The following is a 19,329-nucleotide window of genomic DNA, read 5'->3' on the forward strand; positions in this document are numbered from 1 at the left end:
CTTAGAGGAACCAAACATGAGTAGCGGACGTATCGTTCAAATCATCGGCGCCGTCATCGACGTGGAATTCGCACGCGAAGACGTACCGAATGTGTATGACGCGCTGCAGGTTGACGAGAAGGGTCTGACCCTGGAAGTCCAGCAGCAACTGGGTGATGGCATCGTACGCACCATCGCCATGGGTACCACCGAAGGTGTCAAGCGCGGCCTGGCCGTGAGCAGCACTGGCGCTGCCATTTCTGTACCGGTGGGTATCAAGACCTTGGGCCGGATCATGGATGTGCTGGGTAACCCGATTGACGAAGCGGGCCCGATTGGTGAAGAAGAGCGTTGGGGTATTCACCGCCAGGCGCCCTCCTATGCCGAGCAGGCAGGTTCGAATGAACTGCTGGAAACCGGCATCAAGGTTATCGACCTGATCTGCCCGTTTGCCAAGGGCGGTAAGGTTGGTCTGTTCGGCGGTGCCGGTGTCGGCAAGACCGTGAACATGATGGAGCTGATCCGTAACATCGCCATCGAGCACAGCGGTTATTCCGTATTTGCCGGTGTGGGTGAGCGGACTCGTGAAGGTAACGACTTCTATCACGAGATGAAGGACTCCAACGTACTGGACAAGGTAGCGCTGGTTTACGGTCAGATGAACGAGCCGCCGGGTAACCGTCTGCGCGTCGCCCTGACTGGCCTGACCATGGCCGAAAAATTCCGTGACGAAGGCCGTGACGTACTGTTGTTCATCGATAACATCTACCGTTACACCCTGGCCGGTACCGAAGTATCGGCACTGCTGGGTCGTATGCCTTCTGCGGTAGGTTATCAGCCGACACTGGCCGAAGAGATGGGTGTTCTGCAGGAGCGCATTACCTCCACCAAACAGGGTTCCATCACCTCCATCCAGGCGGTATACGTACCTGCCGATGACTTGACTGACCCCTCGCCAGCCACCACCTTCGCCCACCTGGATGCGACCGTGGTACTGTCGCGTGATATCGCATCGCTGGGTATCTACCCTGCGGTTGACCCGCTGGATTCCACGTCTCGTCAGCTTGACCCGCAGGTTATCGGTCAGGAGCACTACGACACCGCACGTGGCGTTCAGTATGTTCTGCAGCGCTATAAAGAGCTGAAGGACATCATCGCGATTCTGGGTATGGACGAGCTGTCCGAAGAAGACAAGCAACTGGTAGCCCGCGCTCGTAAGATCCAGCGCTATCTGTCGCAGCCATTCTTCGTTGCCGAAGTCTTCACCGGTGCGCCTGGCAAGTACGTTTCGCTGAAGGACACCATTCGTGCTTTCAAAGGCATCCTGGATGGCGAGTTCGACCACCTGCCCGAGCAGGCGTTCTACATGGTCGGCAGCATCGAAGAAGCAATCGAGAAAGCGAAGAAAATGTAATGGTAGCGCCCGCGCAAGCGGGCGCATAACCGAGGCAATGAAATGGCTATGACAGTGCACTGCGATATCGTCAGCGCGGAAGAAGAGCTGTTCACCGGCCTGGTGGAAATGGTCGTGGCACACGGCAATATGGGTGATCTGGGTATTTTGCCCGGTCACACGCCGCTGCTGACTGATCTCAAGCCTGGCCCGGTACGGGTTATCAAGCAGGACGGCAATGAGGAAGTGTTCTACATTTCCGGTGGTTTCATTGAAGTCCAGCCGAGCATGGTCAAGGTGCTTGCCGACACGGCTATCCGTGCTGGTGACATCGACGAGGCAGCCGCCGTTGAGGCGAAGAAAGCTGCCGAGGCTGCGCTTAGCGAGAAAGGTGCCGAGTTCGATTACGGCTCCGCTTCTGCAAGACTTGCCGAGGCCGCTGCGCAACTGCGTACCGTGCAGGAGCTTCGCAAGAAGTATGGCGGCCCAGCGGTCAACAACCGCTGAGCCCGGAAAAGGCAGCCTCGGCTGCCTTTTTTCTTGTTCGTTAAACACCCCTCAAGCCAGGCACGCTCCCTCTGGCATCAGTGAACTGATCGCCCTTGATCACTATCCCTTTATCGGAGTTGCTTGCGACTGTCAGCTCGCGGCTTCTATCATTGCCCCTCGTCAATAACACATCCCAGGAACGGATCAATGAATCTGCACGTAGTCATCCTCGCTGCCGGACAAGGCACTCGTATGCGCTCGGCTCTGCCGAAGGTCCTTCATCCGGTCGCTGGCAAGCCCATGCTCGGCCACGTTATCGATTGCGCCCGGAATTTGTCACCGGCGAAAATTCACGTGGTGATCGGTCATGGTGCTGAACGGGTGCGCGAGGAGCTGGACGCTGCGGATATCAACTGGGTTATGCAGAGCGAGCAGCTGGGTACCGGCCACGCAGTAGCACAGGCTCTGCCCCACATCTCGGCCGCCGATCAGATTCTGGTGCTCTACGGTGATGTGCCGTTGCTACGCAGCGAGACATTAAACAGGCTGAGTCAGCAAGCCGGCAGCAGTAGCCTTGGGTTGCTGACCGTGGAGATGGCAGATCCGACGGGTTACGGCCGTATCGTTCGCGATTCAGAGGGGCAGGTACAGGCGATCGTCGAGCAGAAAGACGCCAGCTCCGAGCAGCTGCTCATCAGCGAAGGCAACACAGGCATCATGGCTCTGCCCGGCTGCAAGGCGGCTGACTGGCTAGGTAGCCTGTCCAATGACAATGCCCAGGGCGAATATTACCTGACAGACGTGGTCGCCCTGGCTGTCTCGCAGTCGGTTGCCGTCGAAGTAGCCCAGCCAGGCGACGAGCTCGAAGTGATGGGTGCCAATAATCGGCAACAGCTGTCCGTGCTGGAACGCGCCTGGCAGCGAAAGGAAGCAACGCGGCTGATGGAATCAGGGGTCACCCTGGCGGACCCGGCACGTCTGGATGTGCGTGGCGAAGTCCTGGTCGGGCGGGATATCTTCATGGATATCAACGTGGTGCTTGAGGGCCGCGTAAACATCGGTGACAACGTTCATATCGGACCGAACTGCGTGCTCAAGGATTGTGATATCGAGGCGGGCACAGTCATCAAAGCGTTCAGCCATCTGGACGGCGCATTGGTTGGTGAAGACTGCGACGTCGGACCCTACGCACGGCTACGACCCGGCACAGTACTTCAGCGCACGGCCAAGGTGGGCAATTTTGTCGAAACCAAGAAGGCCGAGGTGGGTGAGGGCGCGAAGATCAACCACCTGTCCTACGTTGGGGATGCGCGAGTCGGCAAAAACGCTAATGTCGGCGCCGGTACTATCACTTGCAATTACGACGGCGTGAACAAGTTCATGACGCTGATTGGTGAGGGAGCCTTTATCGGTTCCAACACGGCATTGGTGGCGCCAGTCAGCGTCGGTGACCAAGCCACTACCGCAGCCGGGTCGACTATCACCGGCGATGTTCCTGCGGGATCACTGGGCGTTGCCCGGGGTCGCCAGCGCAATATCGAAGACTGGAAGCGCCCGACCCGCAAAAAATGATCAGAAGGCTCGCGCCTGATAGGGTGCGGGCCGCCTGTTCCTTGTTGTACAAGCGCAGCGGCATCCTTCCTCCAGGCCATGCACGCCTGTCGACCATCTCAGGTCATTGTTCCTGCCAGCAACCGGACTGCGTCCGTCATTAGGCCGCCAGTGCGGTTCACCTGTTCGCGGCAGCCCAATAAATAGATATTTCCGCAGGCTAATCTATATTCAAAGGGTATATCCAACCTGGCCAGGAGATATTCCGGATGTTTGCGCAGCTATCCCAAACCCTCAGCGGATTGAAATTGCCCCTGAGGGTCGAGATCAAGGGCGGACCCAGCATGGATCTGGGCCCGGCGCCTACCGTCACGCTCGAGATCAATGATCTTTCGTTGCTGGCAGAGCTGCAGGAGCCGAGCCTGGACAAGCTCGGCGAGGCATATATCAACCAGCGAATCGAAGTGCGCGGAAACATAATGGATGTGATTGAAGTGGCCGACAGGTTAAGCAAGGGGCTGCTGGGTGAAGCATCGGAGCGTCCTCCGGAACGCACGGCGCACGATAAACAGCTCGATGCCGAGGCCATTGCTTACCATTACGATCTTTCCAATGACTTTTACCAACTCTGGCTGGACCCGGAAATGGTGTACTCATGCGCCTATTTCCGAAAGCCTGACGACGCGCTAGCCCAGGCGCAGGTTCAAAAGCTGGACCATCTGTGTCGCAAGCTGCGACTCAAGCCGGGTGAACGTCTGCTGGATGTCGGTTGTGGTTGGGGCGGATTGGCCAGACACGCAGCCAGGCATTACGGGGTCCAGGTACACGGCATCACCCTCAGCAGATCGCAGCTTGAATTGGCGAATGAAAAAATCAGCCGTGAGGGGCTGACCGATCAGATCCAGCTTGAGTTACTGGACTATCGGGACCTGCCGCCAGATGGTTCTTTTGACAAAGTGGTCAGCGTCGGCATGTTTGAACACGTCGGCCACGCCAATCTGCCTGAGTATTTTCGCATCCTGTTCGAGCAACTCAAGCCCGGCGGGTTAGCCATGAACCATGGCATAACCTCCAGACATGTCGATGGCAGGCCTGTCAGCCGGGGCGCGGGCAAGTTCATTGGCCGCTATGTTTTTCCGCACGGAGAACTGCCACACCTAGCCACAGCCATCGCCAACATGAGTGACCAAGGACTGGAAGTGGTCGATGTCGAAAGCCTGCGGTTGCACTATGCGTTGACCCTGGAGCACTGGAGCCGCAACCTCGAAGAGCGCCTTGCAGAAGCGGCACAGCTCGTCCCGGACAAGACATTGCGGATCTGGCGGATTTATCTGGCAGGTTGTGCCTATGGCTTCAAACGCAACTGGATGAACCTGCATCAGATTCTGGCCGTAAAACCGCGCGCAGACGGCGGACATTTCCTGCCGTTGACCCGTGCGGACCTGTATGATTGAGCGGACCATTGCATTGTCGGTTGATAGCTAAACGCTATCCCTGCTGTTACATTCTCAGGTTACCCTGTCTCTGAGCCGGCCCTGACTGGAGACGTGGTGTGCTGCTGATACCGCTTAAAGAAGATGAAATCGCAATTGGAGCACCGCTGCCCTGGAACGTAACGGATGCCGAAGGACGGATCATAGTCGAACAATCGCGGATGCTTGACAGCCAGCCAATGCTCACCTGCAGAGGAAAAGCTGGATGTCGCCGGAAATGGGGCGCCGGAAGATCGCCGACCTGAGCGTTGGCGGGGCGCGGATGATTTCTCCTGCTGTTTTTGCGCAAAAAAGCGATGAGTTGAAACTGTCCTTTCGCGTTAACCCTGCGGGGATGGAGGTATACGTGACGGTCAAAGCAAAAGTGCGCGCCGTCCAGGAAGATGACGCAGGCTCAGGACGGGTTACCACCGGCGTCGAATTTACCGACCTGGGCGAACAGGAGCGGTTGTATCTGACGACGGTGGTCTATTAGAACCTGCTGAAGGACACCCTGTGAAAAATCTCTGGATGTGGCTGGTGGTTCCCCTGATGATCCTGTCTGCGACGGCCGCTGCCCACGCCGACCCTCTGGAAGTGACCCTGGGGGGCGAACGTTTTTACCTGGATGTGGTAGATGACCCTGCAAGTCGCCGTCAGGGGCTGATGGGGCGGGCATCTCTTGCGCCCCATGAAGGGATGTTGTTCGACTTTCCGCCCGACACCACGCCGGCAATCTGGATGCGCAACATGCTGATCAGCCTCGATCTGCTGTTTGTCGATGATCAAAGCAAACTGATGAAAGTCTTTGCCGATGTTCCGCCGTGTGAGGACACGCCCTGCGAGATTTATCGGGTGGAACGCCCCGTGCGGTTTGTCATTGAGGTCGCAGCCGGGACAGCAGCGCGGCTGGAGCTTGAGTCGGGCATGTTCCTGGATCTCGGCCCCCTTTCTGAACAGCCAGCGCCTGTACGATGAACCCGGCTCGTCGATGCCAGCGCGTCAAATCTCATTGAGCCCTCGGCTCAACCCATCTGCCCCGGCTGATCTTCTCACAATACGCTTTCAGTACAGGCGCATCGCTGGCGTTTGAGTAGTAATAAATGGACTGCTGGTAGCCGACCCCGTCCGTACGGGAGCCTTCACAGATTCCATAGGCGCCGGTTGGACAGGTATCGACCATCTCAATCTTGAAGCTACGTTCGGGGATATCCGGCTGACAGAAGCTGTTCTCGAAGAGATTCTGAGGGATGGTCATGTTTTCCTGACACAAACGTATCGGTTCATGACCGTCGTCAGATTCGATCAAGCAGGCGCCAGCATGAACTTCAACGATGATGCCCAGGAGAACAGGCGCAAGCAGTATCGACTTCATAGGGTATCGGCGATGTCAAAAAGCCAACCTTACTGTTTACGCCGCGCTGCTTGCAAGCCGCTTTCCAATTGCTGAGAGTCTGGCCTTTGCGTCATCAGCAATTCGATCCGGTTGTCGCTCCGCCAGGGGCTGGGTTGCCAGTTCAGAGATTTTCCCCCTGTACCGTTGAAGCTCATCCACCCATCCTCGGTATGCGCAACACCCTTGGCACGTTGCCAGTCTGACCGGCTTAGCCAATCCTCCAGCGCTTCACGTTTGAATTGCTGCGCAGGATGAATCTGCCAGCCGATGCTGTACCAGACATCGCGACTGGACTGACGGCAGTGCCAGTCATCCACGCTGCGCCAAAGGGTAGCTGGCCCGGCGGGAGCATCGGGCAAATCATCCAGACCAGGCGCGATAGACAACGGCTCGGTTTGCCGCGGCACGTTCTCCCACGGCAATTGGCTGTGCTGGCACCAGTAAACCGGCGGAATAGTCTGGAGCCTGGAAAGAATCGCTTTGCGATCCGCCATGCCAAGTTCGGCCGATTTATTGAGTATCAGCAGTCCTGCTTGCGACAGGGCTGAACGCTGAGCATCTACCAACTCTCTACCGGTATGCAGAGCCTGGGCATCCAGCACCATCAACATGGGTTGCAATGCGAGCACGTCCTTCCATGGGAATCCGCGAAGCTGCGCCAGGAGAGTCGAAGGATGTCCGAGCCCCGAAGCTTCTATGAACAGTCTATCAGGCCGGGTACGACGCAATAATCGGCTCAATCCGACCTGGAAGGGCAGGCCGTTCACGCAGCACAAACATCCGCCGGGCACTTCTGCCAGGCTTACGCCATCGTCATCGTTTTGCAGCAACGCCGCGTCAATGCCTACCTCGCCGAACTCGTTGATTAAAATGGCCCATCGCTCGCCATCCGGTCTCTCGGAAATCAGATGTCGGATCAATGTAGTCTTGCCTGACCCCAATGGGCCGGCGATAAGGTGGGTAGGGATCTGTTCAAGCATAGCCACGCCCTGGAAGGTGGTAGTCGAAGCGCTGGCGCGATCAGGGTACAGATTGGAGCAAAATCGCCTGAGGATCTGTCGAATCGTTCTCAGCCTGTCATGCTGTGATGGCAGGCTTTCCGACAGGTTCCACGTGGAACGAAGCGGCACTTACACCGCTTTCTCCCAGTGTGGAACAGTGCTTGTCCTAGCGTAGGTAGTGGACGTTAGACGGCGGTTCGTCCGGCCCTTTCCCGGGGAACGGATGAGGCGCCAGCTCCAGATTGAGTAGCTGCGCGCCGTGAAGCTCGATGTAGCCCGGATAGCGCCGTTCGCCGGTGACAGTAAACTCGAAACCATAACGGCGGATCAGTCCGATGCGTCCGCTGCGATTGCGACCGGGCCTGAGTCGGGCCAATGCGATACTTTCATCCAGCAACTGAACGTCAGCTTTGCTGCAATGGCTGCGTACCAGGCTCAGCGCCCGGTCGCGCAGGCCCATGCCCCGCCATATCCAGGTGCCGGCCCAGAGCGCCAGAATCAGCAGGACGACATGGCCCAGATCGATCATCAGTTGGACGCTCCGTAGGTTTCAGTCAAGGCGATTATTGCATGGTGAGAAGCGCAGAGCACGCCATCTCACGCGGATGCAGTTGACAGCATGAGCACGCGAATGCGGTCGGCTGAAGGGTAATGCCAGGTGACGTTGAAATCCCAGAACAGAGCGCCGTACTGGCGGTCCGGTCCGGGCTGCTGGTAGGCCGGCTTGGGATCCTGCGCCAGACATTGTTCCACCAGTTCGACCACCGGTTGTTCTAACCGGCTGGCATGCTCCTGTGCCTGAGCCAGTGCCTCCGAGGACCATTGCACCTCGATCAAACCAGGCGCCGCCGATGCCAGCGCATTGGTCGCTCCGGCTACGGCATCGACGTATGGCACGTAGGGTTTGATGTCCAGTACAGGCGTGCCGTGGAGCAGGTCATGCCCGGAGATCAGCAGCCTGCCTGGTTCTACAGCGTCCAGTTTCACTACCGACTGACCGATCGGGTTTGGCCTGTGGGTTGCCCGGCTGGCAAATACGCCGATTTTACGGTTGCCGCCGAGCCGAGGTGGCCGCACTCTCAGGTGCGCTTCACCGGATGGTGCGGCGTGGAAAACAAACAGAATCCATATATGGCTGACCGACTCCAGCCCCTCCGTTGCCTCGGCTTGATGATAGGGCGGAAGTAACTCGATGACGGCTTGTGAAGCGGGCGCCAGGGCGGGCTGGCGAGGAATGCCGAACTTTTCCCGGAAACACGAATGGACCTGTCCGACAGGTTCGAAACTGTAACTCATCAGGCCTGCAGGACCGGCGGGACTGAAGACGGGTGATCGTGAATCACAAAATGGCTCCCATTTTCTATCTCAATAACCTGAAGATTCTCGGCTTGCTGGGCGCTGACACGCATCGAAGCGGTGTCCAGAATACGATCCTCTGCAGGCACCAGCACAGCGCCGCAACGGACATGGCGGTAAATATCAGGGCCGGTGGACGCTGTCCAGTCCGCCATGTCTTGTATGTTGGTGACCATCGTCGACAGGTGCCGGGCGTTGAAGGGAAAACCCATAACCAGGTCACGCTTGTGCGGATCCTCCAGCGAGCCCCATCGCGAGCGATTTTTATCCGAGATAGGCTGCTGCTGCCAGGCTGCCAGGTAAAACGGCAGCAGCCAGGCGATGATTGGCGAGATCTGCTGGACCGGCCGGGCCTGCGGCAACATCGGCGCTTCTAGGATCACTTCGGCGTCGACGAACAGGTCTGGACGCTGGCGTGCCGCCTCCAGCACTACCGCACCGCCGCGCGAATGGCCATGTACCCGCAGCGAGCTGTGGCTTACCAGGTGCTCAATGGCGAGATTCAATACCGCCGCATCGTAGGCAATCGTTCCCGGCTGATGCTTGGGAACGAAGGTCCATTCTGCAGCCACGTAATTCGGGTTCTCGACAGGTAGATGATAATCGGCGCAGCTGAGTTTGATCAGCTCCAGATGAGGTGCTGCGTAATAGCGGCTGAAGTAGGTGAAATTTTCGGCAAAGCCGTGCACCACCACCACGCTGGATCGGGTGTGACCGCTGGCTCGTTTGGCGATTGCAGCTTTGCCCACCTTGAAGATTTCCCCTTCAAAGGTAGCCGCCTGTAGCGGTGGAGTTTCCCTGCGAAGCAAAAAACGTCGAACATAAACGACTATCAGCACTGCCAGGCCGATAAGTCCAATCAGCATTTCCATATGTGTCTAGCCCTTAGTAATCGCGCGAGTAGCGTAAAGGAATTAGGGTTCAAAAGATTCACCCATGCGGGCGACAGATTCGATGGAATCTCGCGTGTTAGAGCACCAAACTGGGCCGGTCACCTGCTTTCCACAATGACGTTCCGCGGGTACTATCGCCAAACGACGATATACGATAAGAGACTGTCATGCTTGTTCAGTGTTCCGCTGGGGCTCCGATGAAAACCGATATGCAGGATATTCTCGTTGAGGTAGCTGAAGTTGCGCGCGCGCTGGGTCATCCGGCACGGCTGCGTATAGTAGAGTTGCTTCTGAAGCGCCACGTGTGCGTCGGTGGCGAGATTGTTGAAGCGCTTGGCCTTGCTCAGTCCACCGTGTCCGAGCATTTGCGCATTCTCAAGCAGGCAAACATTGTGTGTGGCGAAATAGAGCGGCCACATGTGTGTTATTCGTTGACCCCGGACGGCCTGGAGCTGCTATCAGGCTGGCTGCGGCCAACGGTTGAAAAGGTACAGCAACATGGCGCGCTTTGCGCTGCGGATGGGCCATGTAATCCACAGGGAGTATCCCATGAGTAACGTGCCGCAGGCCATTTCTGCGTTCGAACGCTATCTATCGCTCTGGGTAGCCCTGGGCATCATCGCAGGCATTGTACTGGGCAGCCTGTTTCCTGGCGCCGTCGAGCTGTTGGCAGCGGTTGAATACGGCTCGGTGAATTTCGTCGTGGCGGTGCTGATCTGGTTTATGGTCTATCCGATGATGGTTTCGGTGGACTTTTCCAGCCTGCGTCGATTGCACGAGCGGCCCAAGGGGTTGGTCATCACGCTCACGGTCAACTGGCTGATCAAACCGTTCAGCATGGCGCTGTTGGGTGTGCTGTTCTTCGAGTACCTGTTCGCTGATCTGATTGATCCTGCCAATGCGGGTCAGTACATCGCGGGGCTGATTCTGCTCGGCGCAGCGCCTTGCACGGCCATGGTGTTTGTCTGGTCTCAGCTAACGCGGGGCGATGCCACCTATACCCTGGCTCAGGTGGCTCTGAACGACGTCATCATGGTCTTCGCTTTTGCGCCAATCGTGGCGCTGTTGCTCGGCGTTACCGAAATAGACGTTCCATGGGCGACCTTGTTGTTGTCGGTGGGGCTGTATGTGGTGATTCCCTTGTTAGCCGGAATCATCACGCGGGTCAGACTCAGCGCGGGCGTTTCCCCTGAGACAGCCGAGCAATCGCTGCAGCGCTTTAACGCGCGGGTCAAGCCGCTCTCGGTGCTGGGTCTGCTTGCAACGGTGGTGTTGCTGTTTGGATTTCAAGGCCAGGTTATCCTCAATCAACCGGTGCTGATCGCCTTGATAGCGGTTCCGCTGCTGATCCAGTCATACGGTATTTTCGCGCTCGCCTATACCGCAGCGAAACTCTGGAAGGTGCCGTTCAACGTCGCGGCGCCGTGCGCCATGATCGGAACATCGAACTTCTTCGAACTGGCGGTAGCGGTGGCCATTGGCATGTTCGGTTTGAATTCCGGTGCAGCACTGGTCACCGTGGTTGGGGTATTGGTTGAAGTGCCGGTGATGCTTTCGCTGGTGGCCTTTGCCAACCGCACCCGACACTGGTTTCCCGCCGCAGACAGCTAGCTAACTAACTAACTAACTAACTAACTAACTAACTGGCTGGCTGGCGGGAGCTGGCTCAGCTCCCGCCGTGCTGTTCCAACCAGGGTGCATCAGTATAGGCCGATGAAGCGCGGCTCAGCCTGCGTTGCTCCATTCCTGCTCCTGCAGTGCTCGCCACATGATCTTTCCTGTAGGCGATTTCGGCAGGCTGTCCACAAACTCGATCAGCTTGGGGCATTTGTAGGCGGACATGTTCTCCTGGCACCAGGCGAGGATATCTTCTGTGTTCGCCTGCTGACCTGCAGCGCGGACAACCACCGCCTTGACGGTTTCGCCGCGGCGCTCGTCGGGTACTGAAATCACGCAGACTTCCTGCACCGCCGGGTGTCCATAAAGAAGCGATTCGACTTCTGCCGGCCAGACCTTGAAGCCAGAGGCATTGATCATCCGTTTGACCCGATCAACCAGGAAGAAATAGCCCTCTTCATCGTAATAGCCGATGTCGCCGGAGCGGAAAAAACGCTTGCCATCCAGTTCGATAAAGGCCTCTGCGGTTGCTTCGTCACGTCGCCAGTAGCCCTGGAATATCTGCTCGCCGTGCATGATGATTTCACCGCTTTCACCCGGGCCGAGCTCCCCCAGCGTATCGACACTGATGACCCGTGAATCAACGCCGATGATCGGTATGCCCAGGCACTGCGGCTTGGGCGCCTGGGGCGGATTCATGTGGGTGGCGCTGATGGTTTCCGACAATCCATAACCCTCGGAGTACTGCAGTCCGGTCTTGTTTTCCAGTTTCGCTGCCACCGCGGCCGGCATGGCTGCCCCGCCCCCGCCTATGGACTGCAGGCTGCTCAGGTCATAGTCGTCGATGCTTGGCTCTGACAGCAGATCCACCACCATGGTCGAGATGTTTCGCCAGCTGGTGATCCGGTGGCACTCGATCAGTTGTGCGGCGGTCTTGCGATCCCAGCGGGTCATGATCACCTGAGTGCCGCCGATATAGATCGCGCTGTTCATGCACACCTGCATGCCAGTCACGTGAAACAGCGGCACAGACACCAGCTGCACGCTGTGGTGCTGGGCGTTGCCCCATACCGAACAGTACACGGTTGTCGCCATGACGCTGTGGTGCGTATGGACGCAGCCCTTGGGATTGCCGGTGGTGCCGGAACTGTAGGGGATCACGCAGAGGTCGTCCGGGCCGGTTGTTAGCGGGCCAGGGACGTGGTTTGCCGCGAGTGCGTTTTGCCAGGCCACCAGACCCGGCAGCCGCGGAATCTCACTGGATAGCTTTACCGCATCGGGCAGCTCTGCGACCGGCGGTTCAATGACATATTCGCTATAGGCGCTAACGACTACGTGGCGCAGCAAACCTTCCTCAAGTAACCCGGTGACGTTGTCGAGCAGTTCGAGGCCGCACAGGGCAACGTCGGCTTCGGTATCGGTGATCAGGTATTCCAGTTCGGCGCGGCGGTTCATCGGGTTGACCGGCACGACCACCGCGTTGGCGCGCAAGATGGCATAAAAGCCCACCACAAACTGCGGGCTGTTCTGCATGTAGAGCAATACCCTGTCGCCGGCCTTCACGCCGTTTTGCTGCAGGTGCCCCGCGAGGCTCTGCGCCTGATGCTCCAGCTCGCGGTAGCTGAGTTCGGTGCCGTAGTAGAGAATGGCTGGGTGGTCCGGGTAGCGCAGCGCAGACACCGTCAAATTGCAGTACAGGTTGGTTCTGGGCAAGTCGAGAAAGTGCGGAACCAGGGCGGGCCAGACATCGTAGTGTCGTTCGAACATGTTGTTATTCTCCGGCGTGCTTGAATGCTGACTACCGAGAGTAGTCGGAGCCGGATACTCTGGAAACCGCTAACAACCGCGCTGTTGACGCATCATAAGCAATCAGGGAGTCAGGGCAAGAGGATCTGGAAATTGCCGCCGCCCAGGGAACTGTCATTGCTTAACTCGATACGACCCTGTATCCCGTTGCGCTGATGAAGCCGGGCGATGCGTTCGCCAAAGTACAGCCCGAGCCCGGTGCTACCGGTGCTCAGATCGATGCCCATCACATACTCCGATTGCCGTTCGATCATCGCCGGAGGATAGCCTTCACCGTCGTCACAAATGGCGATCGCCAGCTGGCCGTCGCGCATACCGGCGTGCAGCTGTATCGCGGAGCGCGCATAGCGCTCCGCTTCGCCCTTCTGGCCATTTTTTAGCCAGTGCGCTTCCTTGCAGCAGATTTGAGCGGGCAATCAAAGCGGGATCGTTTTTCGGCTGGGCATAATCCTCGTTGCGCCGCGCCAGCTTGCCCAGCTCTACCTGACGTTGCAGCGCGTGGGTCGAAATCCGTATTCCCTTCTCGAGGTATTGCTGAGCAGCGAGGCTATCGCCACGTGCGTCATGTATGGCTGACAGCCCATCAAACAGGGCGGGTAGCATCGGGAACAGCTCGATACCTTTTTCATATAGAGCCTGCGCTTCATCGAGCCTTCCTTTGCTGCGCAAATGATTGCCCTGTGCGACAAGTGCCCAGGGCAGTGGCCGATCGCCGACCAGCCCATTCAATAGCGATTCCAGCTCCGTATCCTGGGCAAGCTGCGCCAGCGCATCGGCCAGATAACGCTGACATAGCGGGGCGAGTCGCAGCTGCGCCTGGATCATCATGCGACAGGCGCTAACCACCTCCTGCGGGTCATCCCGGCTGAACAGCCAATCATCAGGGTAGGGCAAGGTGCCATTATGCGGCAATTAGCAGATACGTTATCGCCTGAACCGCTCCTCTGAGCCAGAGTCTATCAGAGCATCAGCAACTCCCGACCTGCCTTCAGACTGGCGGCAGCCTGGCGCTGCAGCTGGTTTAAACCCCCTGAATTTGAGGCTTTACTCATGATTACCCGTGGTCTGCTCGATCAATTATTGAAGTCCGGTTCCGATCTGCTGCAAGGGCAAGCCGGCGCGAAATCATCCACGCAATCCGCCGGGCGCAGTGACTCGCCATTGGGCGGTTTGTTGTCTGGCGTCGGCGGAGGCGCCCTGGGCGGCTCGGCGATAGGCTTGCTCATGGGCAACAAGAAGGCCCGCAAGGTCGGCAAGAAGGTCGCGACCTACGGCGGTCTGGCTGCCCTCGGTGTCATTGCCTACAAGGCCTACGGCAGTTGGCAACAACGTACCGGCAACAGCTCGGCGGGGGAGCCCCGGACAATTGATCGGCTGCCGCCGCCACAGGTTGAAGAGCACAGCCAGGCCATCCTGCGTGCGGTCATAGGTGCGGCCAAGGCGGACGGGCACGTTGATGATCGCGAACGGGAATTGATCGAAGGAGAAATCAACAAACTGACTGAGGACCGGGAGTTGCAGAACTGGTTCGATCAGGAGTTGCGTCGACCGCTTGATCCGGCCGAGATTGCCAAGGCCGCCGGCACGCCGGAAATGGCCGCTGAAATGTATCTGGCCAGTTTGCTGATGGTGGACGAAGAGAACTATATGGAGCGCGCCTATCTGGACGAGCTGGCGCGGCAGTTGAAACTGGATCCGGAACTGAAAGCCGAACTGGAGCGTCAGGCCGAACAGTCAGCCGCATGATGCGTTGATCGTTCAGACAAGACGCGCCCCGCCGGCACTAGCTGAAGCTAGGGCCGGCAAGGGTCACCTCATTGCGTGGCTGAAACCTCAGCCTGCCAACCACCACCCAACGCCTTGAACAGCTCGACCTCACTGACCAGCTGGCCCAGACGATCACCGATCAGCTGCTGCTGTGCGGTGAACAACTGACGCTGGGCATCAAGCAGGGTGAGGTAGCTATCCACACCGGTACGGTAACGACGTTCGGCAATCTGGAAGTAGCTTTCGCTGGCTTCCACCAGATCACTTTGAGCCTCTACCTGCTGCACATAGGTATCGCGTGCAGCGAGGCCATCCGATACATCACGGAAGGCTTCCTGAATGGAGCGCTCATACTCCGCTACGCGGGCGTCGCGAATGATCTCTGCATACTCAAGGTTCGCACGCAGACGGCCGGCGTTGAAGATCGGCAGGCTGATGCTTGGCGAGAAGCTCCAGTAATCCGAACCGCTTTCGAACAGCCCGTCCAGATCACTGCTGGCGCTACCCGCCGCACCGGTCAGGCTGATGCTCGGAAAGAAGGCTGCCCGTGCCGCGCCAATATTGGCGTTGGCACCGCGCAGGCGACGTTCAGCTTCGACGATATCCGGGCGGTTGATCAACAGCTCCGACGGCAAGCCCACCGGCAAATCCGTGAGATAGCTGCGTTGCAGGTCGATCGGGTCCACGCCCGCGAAGGGGATGCGCTGGCCGAGTAACTGGGCCAGTGCGTTGCGATCCTGAGCCACCAGACGGGTATAACGCGCGAGACTGCTACGCGCTGTTTCCACGGCGGTGCGAGCCTGGGTCAGTTCCAGCGATGACGCCACACCGACATCGAAGCTGCGCTGGGTCAGCGACAGGCTTTCGTCGTAGGTTTCCAGAGTGCCTCGGGTTATCTCCAGCAGCGCCTGGTCTGCCTGCCAGGTCAGATAAGTATTCGCCACGGCGGCGATAAGACTGATCTGGACGCTGCGTTGGGCCGCTTCGGTGGCCAGATATTCTTCCAGGGCCTGCTCCTGCAGGCTACCCAGGCGGCCGAACAGATCAAGCTCCCAGCCAATGCCCAGGGTGGCGCTGTACTGGCTGCTGATGCCCGCTTCGCCCCCTGGGTTCAGGCTCGCCGGCGTACGGCTGCGGTTGCCGCCGCCGTCAGCGCTGATCGAGGGAAACAGATCCGAACGCTGGATGCGGTACAGCGCGCGCGTCGCGTCGACATTCAGCGCGGCAATACGCAGGTCGCGGTTGTTTTCCAGGGCTATGCCAATCAACTCACGTAGCGCAGGGTCCTGGAAAAACTGACCCCAACCCAGATCGGCGGTGTGTTCGTTGGTGCTTGCCGAGTAGGCGTCGCCCTGAGGCCAGGTGTTTGCTACCGGGGACTCGGGCCGCTGAAAATCAGGAATCATCGAGCAGCCGCTGAGCGTGACTGCCAGCGATACGCTTAATAAAGTTCTTTTCACTGTGCAGGCTCCTCGGTGGTCGCAGCTTCGCTGTCGGGTTCGTCCTGCTTCCGGCGACTGAATACCGAGGACACCATAACGAAGAACAGCGGCACCCAGAATATGACCAGAACGGTTGCGGTAAGCATGCCGCCGATAACACCGGTACCGATCGCATGCGAGCTGCCGGCACCGGCACCGCTGGCCAATGCCAAGGGGACCACGCCGAGGGTGAATGCCATCGAGGTCATGATGATCGGGCGCAAACGCATCCGGCAGGCCTCAACCGCCGCATCGACCAGGCTCATGCCTTGCTCATGCAGATCCTTGGCGAACTCGACGATCAGAATGGCGTTCTTCGCCGTCAGCCCGACCGTGGTAAGCAGCCCGACCTGAAAGAACACGTCATTGGACAGGCCGCGACCCAGGGTCGCCAGCAATGCACCGATCACGCCTAGCGGCACTACCAGTAATACGACCAGCGGGATCGACCAGCTCTCATATAGCGCGGCAAGACACAGGAAGACCACCAGCAAGGACAACGCGTACAGCATGGGTGCCTGGTCGCCGGAGAGCCGCTCTTCGAAGGACAGGCCTGTCCAGGCAACGCCTACGCCGGGGGGCAATTGACTGGCCAGCTCTTCGACCGCTGCCATGGCATCACCGGTGCTGTAGCCGGGAGCTGCCTCGCCCATGATTTCGATGGACGCAACGCCGTTGTAGCGTGCCAGTTTTGGTGAACCGTAGATCCATTCGCCGGTGGCGAAGGCGCTGAACGGCACCATCTCACCCTGGCTGTTGCGCACGAACCATTTGTCCAGATCCTCCGGATTCATGCGTGCTTCGGCTTCGCCCTGGACGTAGACCCGTTTGACTCGGCCACGGTCGATGAAGTCATTGATGTAGCTGGAACCCCAGGCGACTGACTGGGTAGCGTTAACATCACTTAGCGATACGCCCAGTGCGCGCGCCTGTTCGTCGTCCACAATCAGCTGGTACTGCGGTTCGTCGTCCAGGCCGTTGGGCCGCACGGCGGTGAGCACCGGATGTTCTGCAGCCATCCCTAGGAACTGGTTGCGTGCTTGCATCAGGGTCTCATGCCCAACACCGGCATTGTCCTGCAGGAAGAAATTGAAACCCGTCGCGTTGCCCAGCGCCATAACGGCAGGCGGAGCAAAAGCAAACACCTTGGCATCGCGGTACGTATTGAATTCCTGCTGCGCGCGCTCAGCCAGGGCGAAGACGCTCTGCTCCGGCTCTGGGCGCTCATCCCAGGGCTTGAGACCGACGAAGGCGATGGCGGAGTTCTGGCCTCGTCCGGCGAAACTGAACCCGGTTACGGTAAACACAGATTCGACGATGTCGCCTTCTTCCGTGAGCAGGTGGTTACGCATCCGGTCCACGGTCGCCTGGGTACGCTCGGCGGTCGACCCGGCCGGCGTTTGCACCTGGGCGAAGAGGACGCCCTGATCCTCGTCCGGCAGGAACGCTGAAGGCAGGCGGGTGAACAGTAGCGCCATGATGCCCACTATCACCACGTACAGCAGGAGATAAGGGGCCTTGCGACGCAGTATCGAGGACACGCCCCGCTCGTATCGATTCACGCCGCGATTGAAGGTGCGGTTGAACCAGCCAAAGAATCCGCGCTTCTCTTGATGCGAGCCCTTCGGGATGGGCTTGAGCATGGTGGCGCAGAGCGCAGGCGTAAAGATCAGCGCAACCAGCACTGATAGGGTCATGGCTGACGCGATGGTGATCGCGAACTGGCGATAGATCACCCCGGTGGAGCCACCGAAGAAAGCCATGGGCACAAATACCGCGGACAACACCAGGCCGATACCGACCAGTGCGCCCTGAATCTGGGTCATGGACTTACGGGTCGCCTCGACCGGTGGCAGACCTTCTTCTTCCATGACCCGTTCGACGTTTTCCACCACGACGATCGCGTCATCCACCAGCAGGCCGATGGCAAGCACCATTGCGAACATGGTCAGGATGTTCACGCTGAAGCCAAAGGCCGCCAGCACACCGAATGTACCCAGCAGTACCACCGGTACAGCCAGGGTCGGAATCAGCGTGGCGCGGAAGTTCTGCAGGAACAGATACATGACCAGGAACACCAGCACGATCGCCTCGAACAGCGTATGCACCACGCCTTCGATCGACGCCGACACCACCGGCGCTGTTTCAAACGGATAGACCACATCCATGCCCGGCGGGAAGAACGGCTGGAGTTCTGCGATCGTCTCCTTGACCGCGTTGGCGGTGTCCAGCGCGTTGGCGCCGGTGGCCAGGTTGACCGCGATGCCCGTGGCAGGCATGCCGTTATAGAGCGCGGTAATGGCTGCGCTTTGCGAACCCATTTCAACCCGTGCGACATCCTCCAGGCGGACCTGCGAGCCGTCACTGTTGACCTTCAGCAGAATGTTGCGGAATTCCTCGGGGGTCTGCAGCCGCGTTTTGCCGATAATGGTCGCGTTCAGCTGTTGGCCGGGCACCGCCGGCAAGCCGCCAAACTGGCCGGACGAAATCTGCACGTTCTGCGCCCGAATCGCCGCGCTGACGTCCGATGGCATGAGCTCGAAGTTGTTCAGCTTGGCGGGGTCCAGCCAGATGCGCATGGCGTAGGGCGCGCCAAACACCTGGAAGTCACCTACACCATCGGTACGTGAGATCGGGTCCTGAATGTTGGACACGACATAGTCGGAAAGATCGTCCCGCGTCAGGCTGCCATCAGTCGAGACGACACCCACTACCATCAGAAAGTTGCTGCTCGACTTGGTAACACGAATACCCTGTTGCTGTACTTCCTGCGGCAGAAGCGGCGTTGCCAGTTGCAACTTGTTCTGTACCTGAACCTGGGCAATATCGGGATCGGTGCCCTGGTTGAAGGTCACGTTGATCTGCATGCTGCCGTCGGAGTTGCTCTGCGAACTGATGTAGCGCAGTCCGTCGATCCCGTTCATCTGCTGTTCGATCACCTGGACGACCGTGTCCTGCACGGTCTGCGCTGAGGCGCCAGGATAGCTGACGGAAATCCGCACGGCGGGCGGTGCGATGCTTGGATACTGGTTGACCGGCAAGCTGAGAACAGACAGCCCCCCAGCCAGCATGATCACCAGGGCGATAACCCAGGCGAAAATGGGTCGGTCGATAAAGAAATGTGGCAT

The 19,329-nt window shown here is 58.7% G+C and carries 19 protein-coding genes; 9 read left to right on the forward strand and 10 right to left on the reverse strand.

Annotated elements, in window-relative coordinates:
• Positions 1-16: 16 nt before the first annotated feature.
• The 6 genes from atpD to FZE95_RS06450 all read left to right on the forward strand — a co-directional run bounded on the left by atpD (position 17) and on the right by FZE95_RS06450 (position 5,862).
• Complete coding sequence (gene atpD / locus FZE95_RS06425; protein WP_150300010.1) at positions 17-1,393, forward strand: F0F1 ATP synthase subunit beta; 1,377 nt, start codon at positions 17-19, stop codon at positions 1,391-1,393.
• A gap of 42 nt (positions 1,394-1,435) precedes the next feature.
• The gene (locus tag FZE95_RS06430; RefSeq protein WP_150300011.1) at positions 1,436-1,879 is read left to right on the forward strand and encodes a F0F1 ATP synthase subunit epsilon; all 444 of its coding nucleotides are present in this window, start codon (positions 1,436-1,438) and stop codon (positions 1,877-1,879) included.
• A 189-nt stretch (positions 1,880-2,068) separates the two neighbouring features.
• Positions 2,069-3,433 (forward strand): bifunctional UDP-N-acetylglucosamine diphosphorylase/glucosamine-1-phosphate N-acetyltransferase GlmU, encoded by a 1,365-nt coding sequence (gene glmU, locus FZE95_RS06435; protein WP_150300012.1) that lies wholly within the window; start codon positions 2,069-2,071, stop codon positions 3,431-3,433.
• A 248-nt stretch (positions 3,434-3,681) separates the two neighbouring features.
• Positions 3,682-4,866, forward strand: coding sequence for a C17 cyclopropane fatty acid synthase CfaB (gene cfaB, locus FZE95_RS06440; RefSeq protein WP_150300013.1), 1,185 nt, complete (start codon positions 3,682-3,684; stop codon positions 4,864-4,866).
• 244 nt (positions 4,867-5,110) lie between these two features.
• A complete protein-coding gene (locus FZE95_RS06445; protein WP_150300014.1) occupies positions 5,111-5,380 on the forward strand; it encodes a PilZ domain-containing protein in 270 nt (89 codons plus the stop codon).
• A gap of 20 nt (positions 5,381-5,400) precedes the next feature.
• Positions 5,401-5,862: a DUF192 domain-containing protein gene (locus tag FZE95_RS06450; protein WP_150300015.1), complete on the forward strand. Its 462-nt coding sequence runs from the start codon at positions 5,401-5,403 to the stop codon at positions 5,860-5,862.
• A gap of 31 nt (positions 5,863-5,893) precedes the next feature.
• On the opposite strand, the gene FZE95_RS06455 is transcribed toward FZE95_RS06450, so the two are convergent.
• From FZE95_RS06455 to FZE95_RS06475, 5 genes are all read right to left on the reverse strand, one after another.
• Positions 5,894-6,259 (reverse strand): NADH:ubiquinone oxidoreductase, encoded by a 366-nt coding sequence (locus FZE95_RS06455; RefSeq protein WP_150300016.1) that lies wholly within the window; start codon positions 6,257-6,259, stop codon positions 5,894-5,896.
• A 29-nt stretch (positions 6,260-6,288) separates the two neighbouring features.
• On the reverse strand, positions 6,289-7,260 hold the full coding sequence (locus tag FZE95_RS06460) for a CobW family GTP-binding protein (protein ID WP_150300017.1): 972 nt from the start codon (positions 7,258-7,260) through the stop codon (positions 6,289-6,291).
• Positions 7,261-7,447: 187 nt separating this feature from the next.
• The gene (locus tag FZE95_RS06465) at positions 7,448-7,810 is read right to left on the reverse strand and encodes a DUF3301 domain-containing protein (RefSeq protein ID WP_150300018.1); all 363 of its coding nucleotides are present in this window, start codon (positions 7,808-7,810) and stop codon (positions 7,448-7,450) included.
• A gap of 68 nt (positions 7,811-7,878) precedes the next feature.
• On the reverse strand, positions 7,879-8,577 hold the full coding sequence (gene tsaA, locus FZE95_RS06470) for a tRNA (N6-threonylcarbamoyladenosine(37)-N6)-methyltransferase TrmO (protein ID WP_150300019.1): 699 nt from the start codon (positions 8,575-8,577) through the stop codon (positions 7,879-7,881).
• Positions 8,577-9,509 (reverse strand): alpha/beta fold hydrolase, encoded by a 933-nt coding sequence (locus FZE95_RS06475; protein WP_150300020.1) that lies wholly within the window; start codon positions 9,507-9,509, stop codon positions 8,577-8,579. The genes tsaA and FZE95_RS06475 overlap by 1 nt, the downstream gene beginning before the upstream one ends.
• A gap of 218 nt (positions 9,510-9,727) precedes the next feature.
• Between FZE95_RS06475 and FZE95_RS06480 the strand changes: the two genes are divergently transcribed.
• Positions 9,728-10,087, forward strand: coding sequence for an ArsR/SmtB family transcription factor (locus FZE95_RS06480; protein WP_150300021.1), 360 nt, complete (start codon positions 9,728-9,730; stop codon positions 10,085-10,087).
• Positions 10,080-11,141: an ACR3 family arsenite efflux transporter gene (gene arsB / locus FZE95_RS06485; RefSeq protein ID WP_150300022.1), complete on the forward strand. Its 1,062-nt coding sequence runs from the start codon at positions 10,080-10,082 to the stop codon at positions 11,139-11,141. The genes FZE95_RS06480 and arsB overlap by 8 nt, the downstream gene beginning before the upstream one ends.
• A gap of 114 nt (positions 11,142-11,255) precedes the next feature.
• Here the strand turns inward: arsB and FZE95_RS06490 are convergent, their stop codons facing one another.
• The 3 genes from FZE95_RS06490 to FZE95_RS06500 form a co-directional block, all read right to left on the reverse strand.
• Complete coding sequence (locus FZE95_RS06490) at positions 11,256-12,914, reverse strand: long-chain-fatty-acid--CoA ligase (RefSeq protein ID WP_150300023.1); 1,659 nt, start codon at positions 12,912-12,914, stop codon at positions 11,256-11,258.
• A 110-nt stretch (positions 12,915-13,024) separates the two neighbouring features.
• A complete protein-coding gene (locus FZE95_RS06495) occupies positions 13,025-13,267 on the reverse strand; it encodes a histidine kinase (protein ID WP_150300024.1) in 243 nt (80 codons plus the stop codon).
• The gene (locus tag FZE95_RS06500) at positions 13,233-13,865 is read right to left on the reverse strand and encodes a tetratricopeptide repeat protein (RefSeq protein WP_190324512.1); all 633 of its coding nucleotides are present in this window, start codon (positions 13,863-13,865) and stop codon (positions 13,233-13,235) included. The genes FZE95_RS06495 and FZE95_RS06500 overlap by 35 nt, the downstream gene beginning before the upstream one ends.
• Positions 13,866-14,003: 138 nt before the next feature.
• Between FZE95_RS06500 and FZE95_RS06505 the strand changes: the two genes are divergently transcribed.
• Positions 14,004-14,699 (forward strand): tellurite resistance TerB family protein, encoded by a 696-nt coding sequence (locus FZE95_RS06505; protein ID WP_150300026.1) that lies wholly within the window; start codon positions 14,004-14,006, stop codon positions 14,697-14,699.
• A 68-nt stretch (positions 14,700-14,767) separates the two neighbouring features.
• Here the strand turns inward: FZE95_RS06505 and adeC are convergent, their stop codons facing one another.
• Together adeC and FZE95_RS06515 are read right to left on the reverse strand one after the other, a co-directional pair.
• Positions 14,768-16,180 carry an AdeC/AdeK/OprM family multidrug efflux complex outer membrane factor gene (adeC, locus tag FZE95_RS06510; RefSeq protein WP_150300027.1) on the reverse strand — a complete coding sequence of 471 codons (1,413 nt, stop codon included), beginning with the start codon at positions 16,178-16,180 and terminating at the stop codon, positions 14,768-14,770.
• On the reverse strand, positions 16,177-19,329 hold the full coding sequence (locus FZE95_RS06515) for an efflux RND transporter permease subunit (RefSeq protein WP_150300028.1): 3,153 nt from the start codon (positions 19,327-19,329) through the stop codon (positions 16,177-16,179). Before FZE95_RS06515 ends, adeC begins: the two co-directional genes overlap by 4 nt.

The sequence above is a fragment of the Pseudomonas profundi genome (assembly GCF_008638305.1).
In the GTDB taxonomy this organism is placed as follows: Bacteria; Pseudomonadota; Gammaproteobacteria; order Pseudomonadales; family Pseudomonadaceae; genus Halopseudomonas; species Halopseudomonas profundi.

Bases quoted from the DNA above. Each gene is read 5' to 3' on its own strand.
- atpD (WP_150300010.1), top strand. From the start codon at position 17: ATGAGTAGCGGACGTATCGTTCAAATCATCGGCGCCGTCATCGACGTG.
- FZE95_RS06430 (WP_150300011.1), top strand. From the start codon at position 1,436: ATGGCTATGACAGTGCACTGCGATATCGTCAGCGCGGAAGAAGAGCTG.
- glmU (WP_150300012.1), top strand. From the start codon at position 2,069: ATGAATCTGCACGTAGTCATCCTCGCTGCCGGACAAGGCACTCGTATG.
- cfaB (WP_150300013.1), top strand. From the start codon at position 3,682: ATGTTTGCGCAGCTATCCCAAACCCTCAGCGGATTGAAATTGCCCCTG.
- FZE95_RS06445 (WP_150300014.1), top strand. From the start codon at position 5,111: ATGTCGCCGGAAATGGGGCGCCGGAAGATCGCCGACCTGAGCGTTGGC.
- FZE95_RS06455 (WP_150300016.1), bottom strand. From the start codon at position 6,259: ATGAAGTCGATACTGCTTGCGCCTGTTCTCCTGGGCATCATCGTTGAA.
- FZE95_RS06460 (WP_150300017.1), bottom strand. From the start codon at position 7,260: ATGCTTGAACAGATCCCTACCCACCTTATCGCCGGCCCATTGGGGTCA.
- FZE95_RS06465 (WP_150300018.1), bottom strand. From the start codon at position 7,810: ATGATCGATCTGGGCCATGTCGTCCTGCTGATTCTGGCGCTCTGGGCC.
- tsaA (WP_150300019.1), bottom strand. From the start codon at position 8,577: ATGAGTTACAGTTTCGAACCTGTCGGACAGGTCCATTCGTGTTTCCGG.
- FZE95_RS06475 (WP_150300020.1), bottom strand. From the start codon at position 9,509: ATGGAAATGCTGATTGGACTTATCGGCCTGGCAGTGCTGATAGTCGTT.
- FZE95_RS06480 (WP_150300021.1), top strand. From the start codon at position 9,728: ATGAAAACCGATATGCAGGATATTCTCGTTGAGGTAGCTGAAGTTGCG.
- arsB (WP_150300022.1), top strand. From the start codon at position 10,080: ATGAGTAACGTGCCGCAGGCCATTTCTGCGTTCGAACGCTATCTATCG.
- FZE95_RS06490 (WP_150300023.1), bottom strand. From the start codon at position 12,914: ATGTTCGAACGACACTACGATGTCTGGCCCGCCCTGGTTCCGCACTTT.
- FZE95_RS06495 (WP_150300024.1), bottom strand. From the start codon at position 13,267: ATGCGCGACGGCCAGCTGGCGATCGCCATTTGTGACGACGGTGAAGGC.
- FZE95_RS06505 (WP_150300026.1), top strand. From the start codon at position 14,004: ATGATTACCCGTGGTCTGCTCGATCAATTATTGAAGTCCGGTTCCGAT.
- FZE95_RS06515 (WP_150300028.1), bottom strand. From the start codon at position 19,329: ATGCCACATTTCTTTATCGACCGACCCATTTTCGCCTGGGTTATCGCC.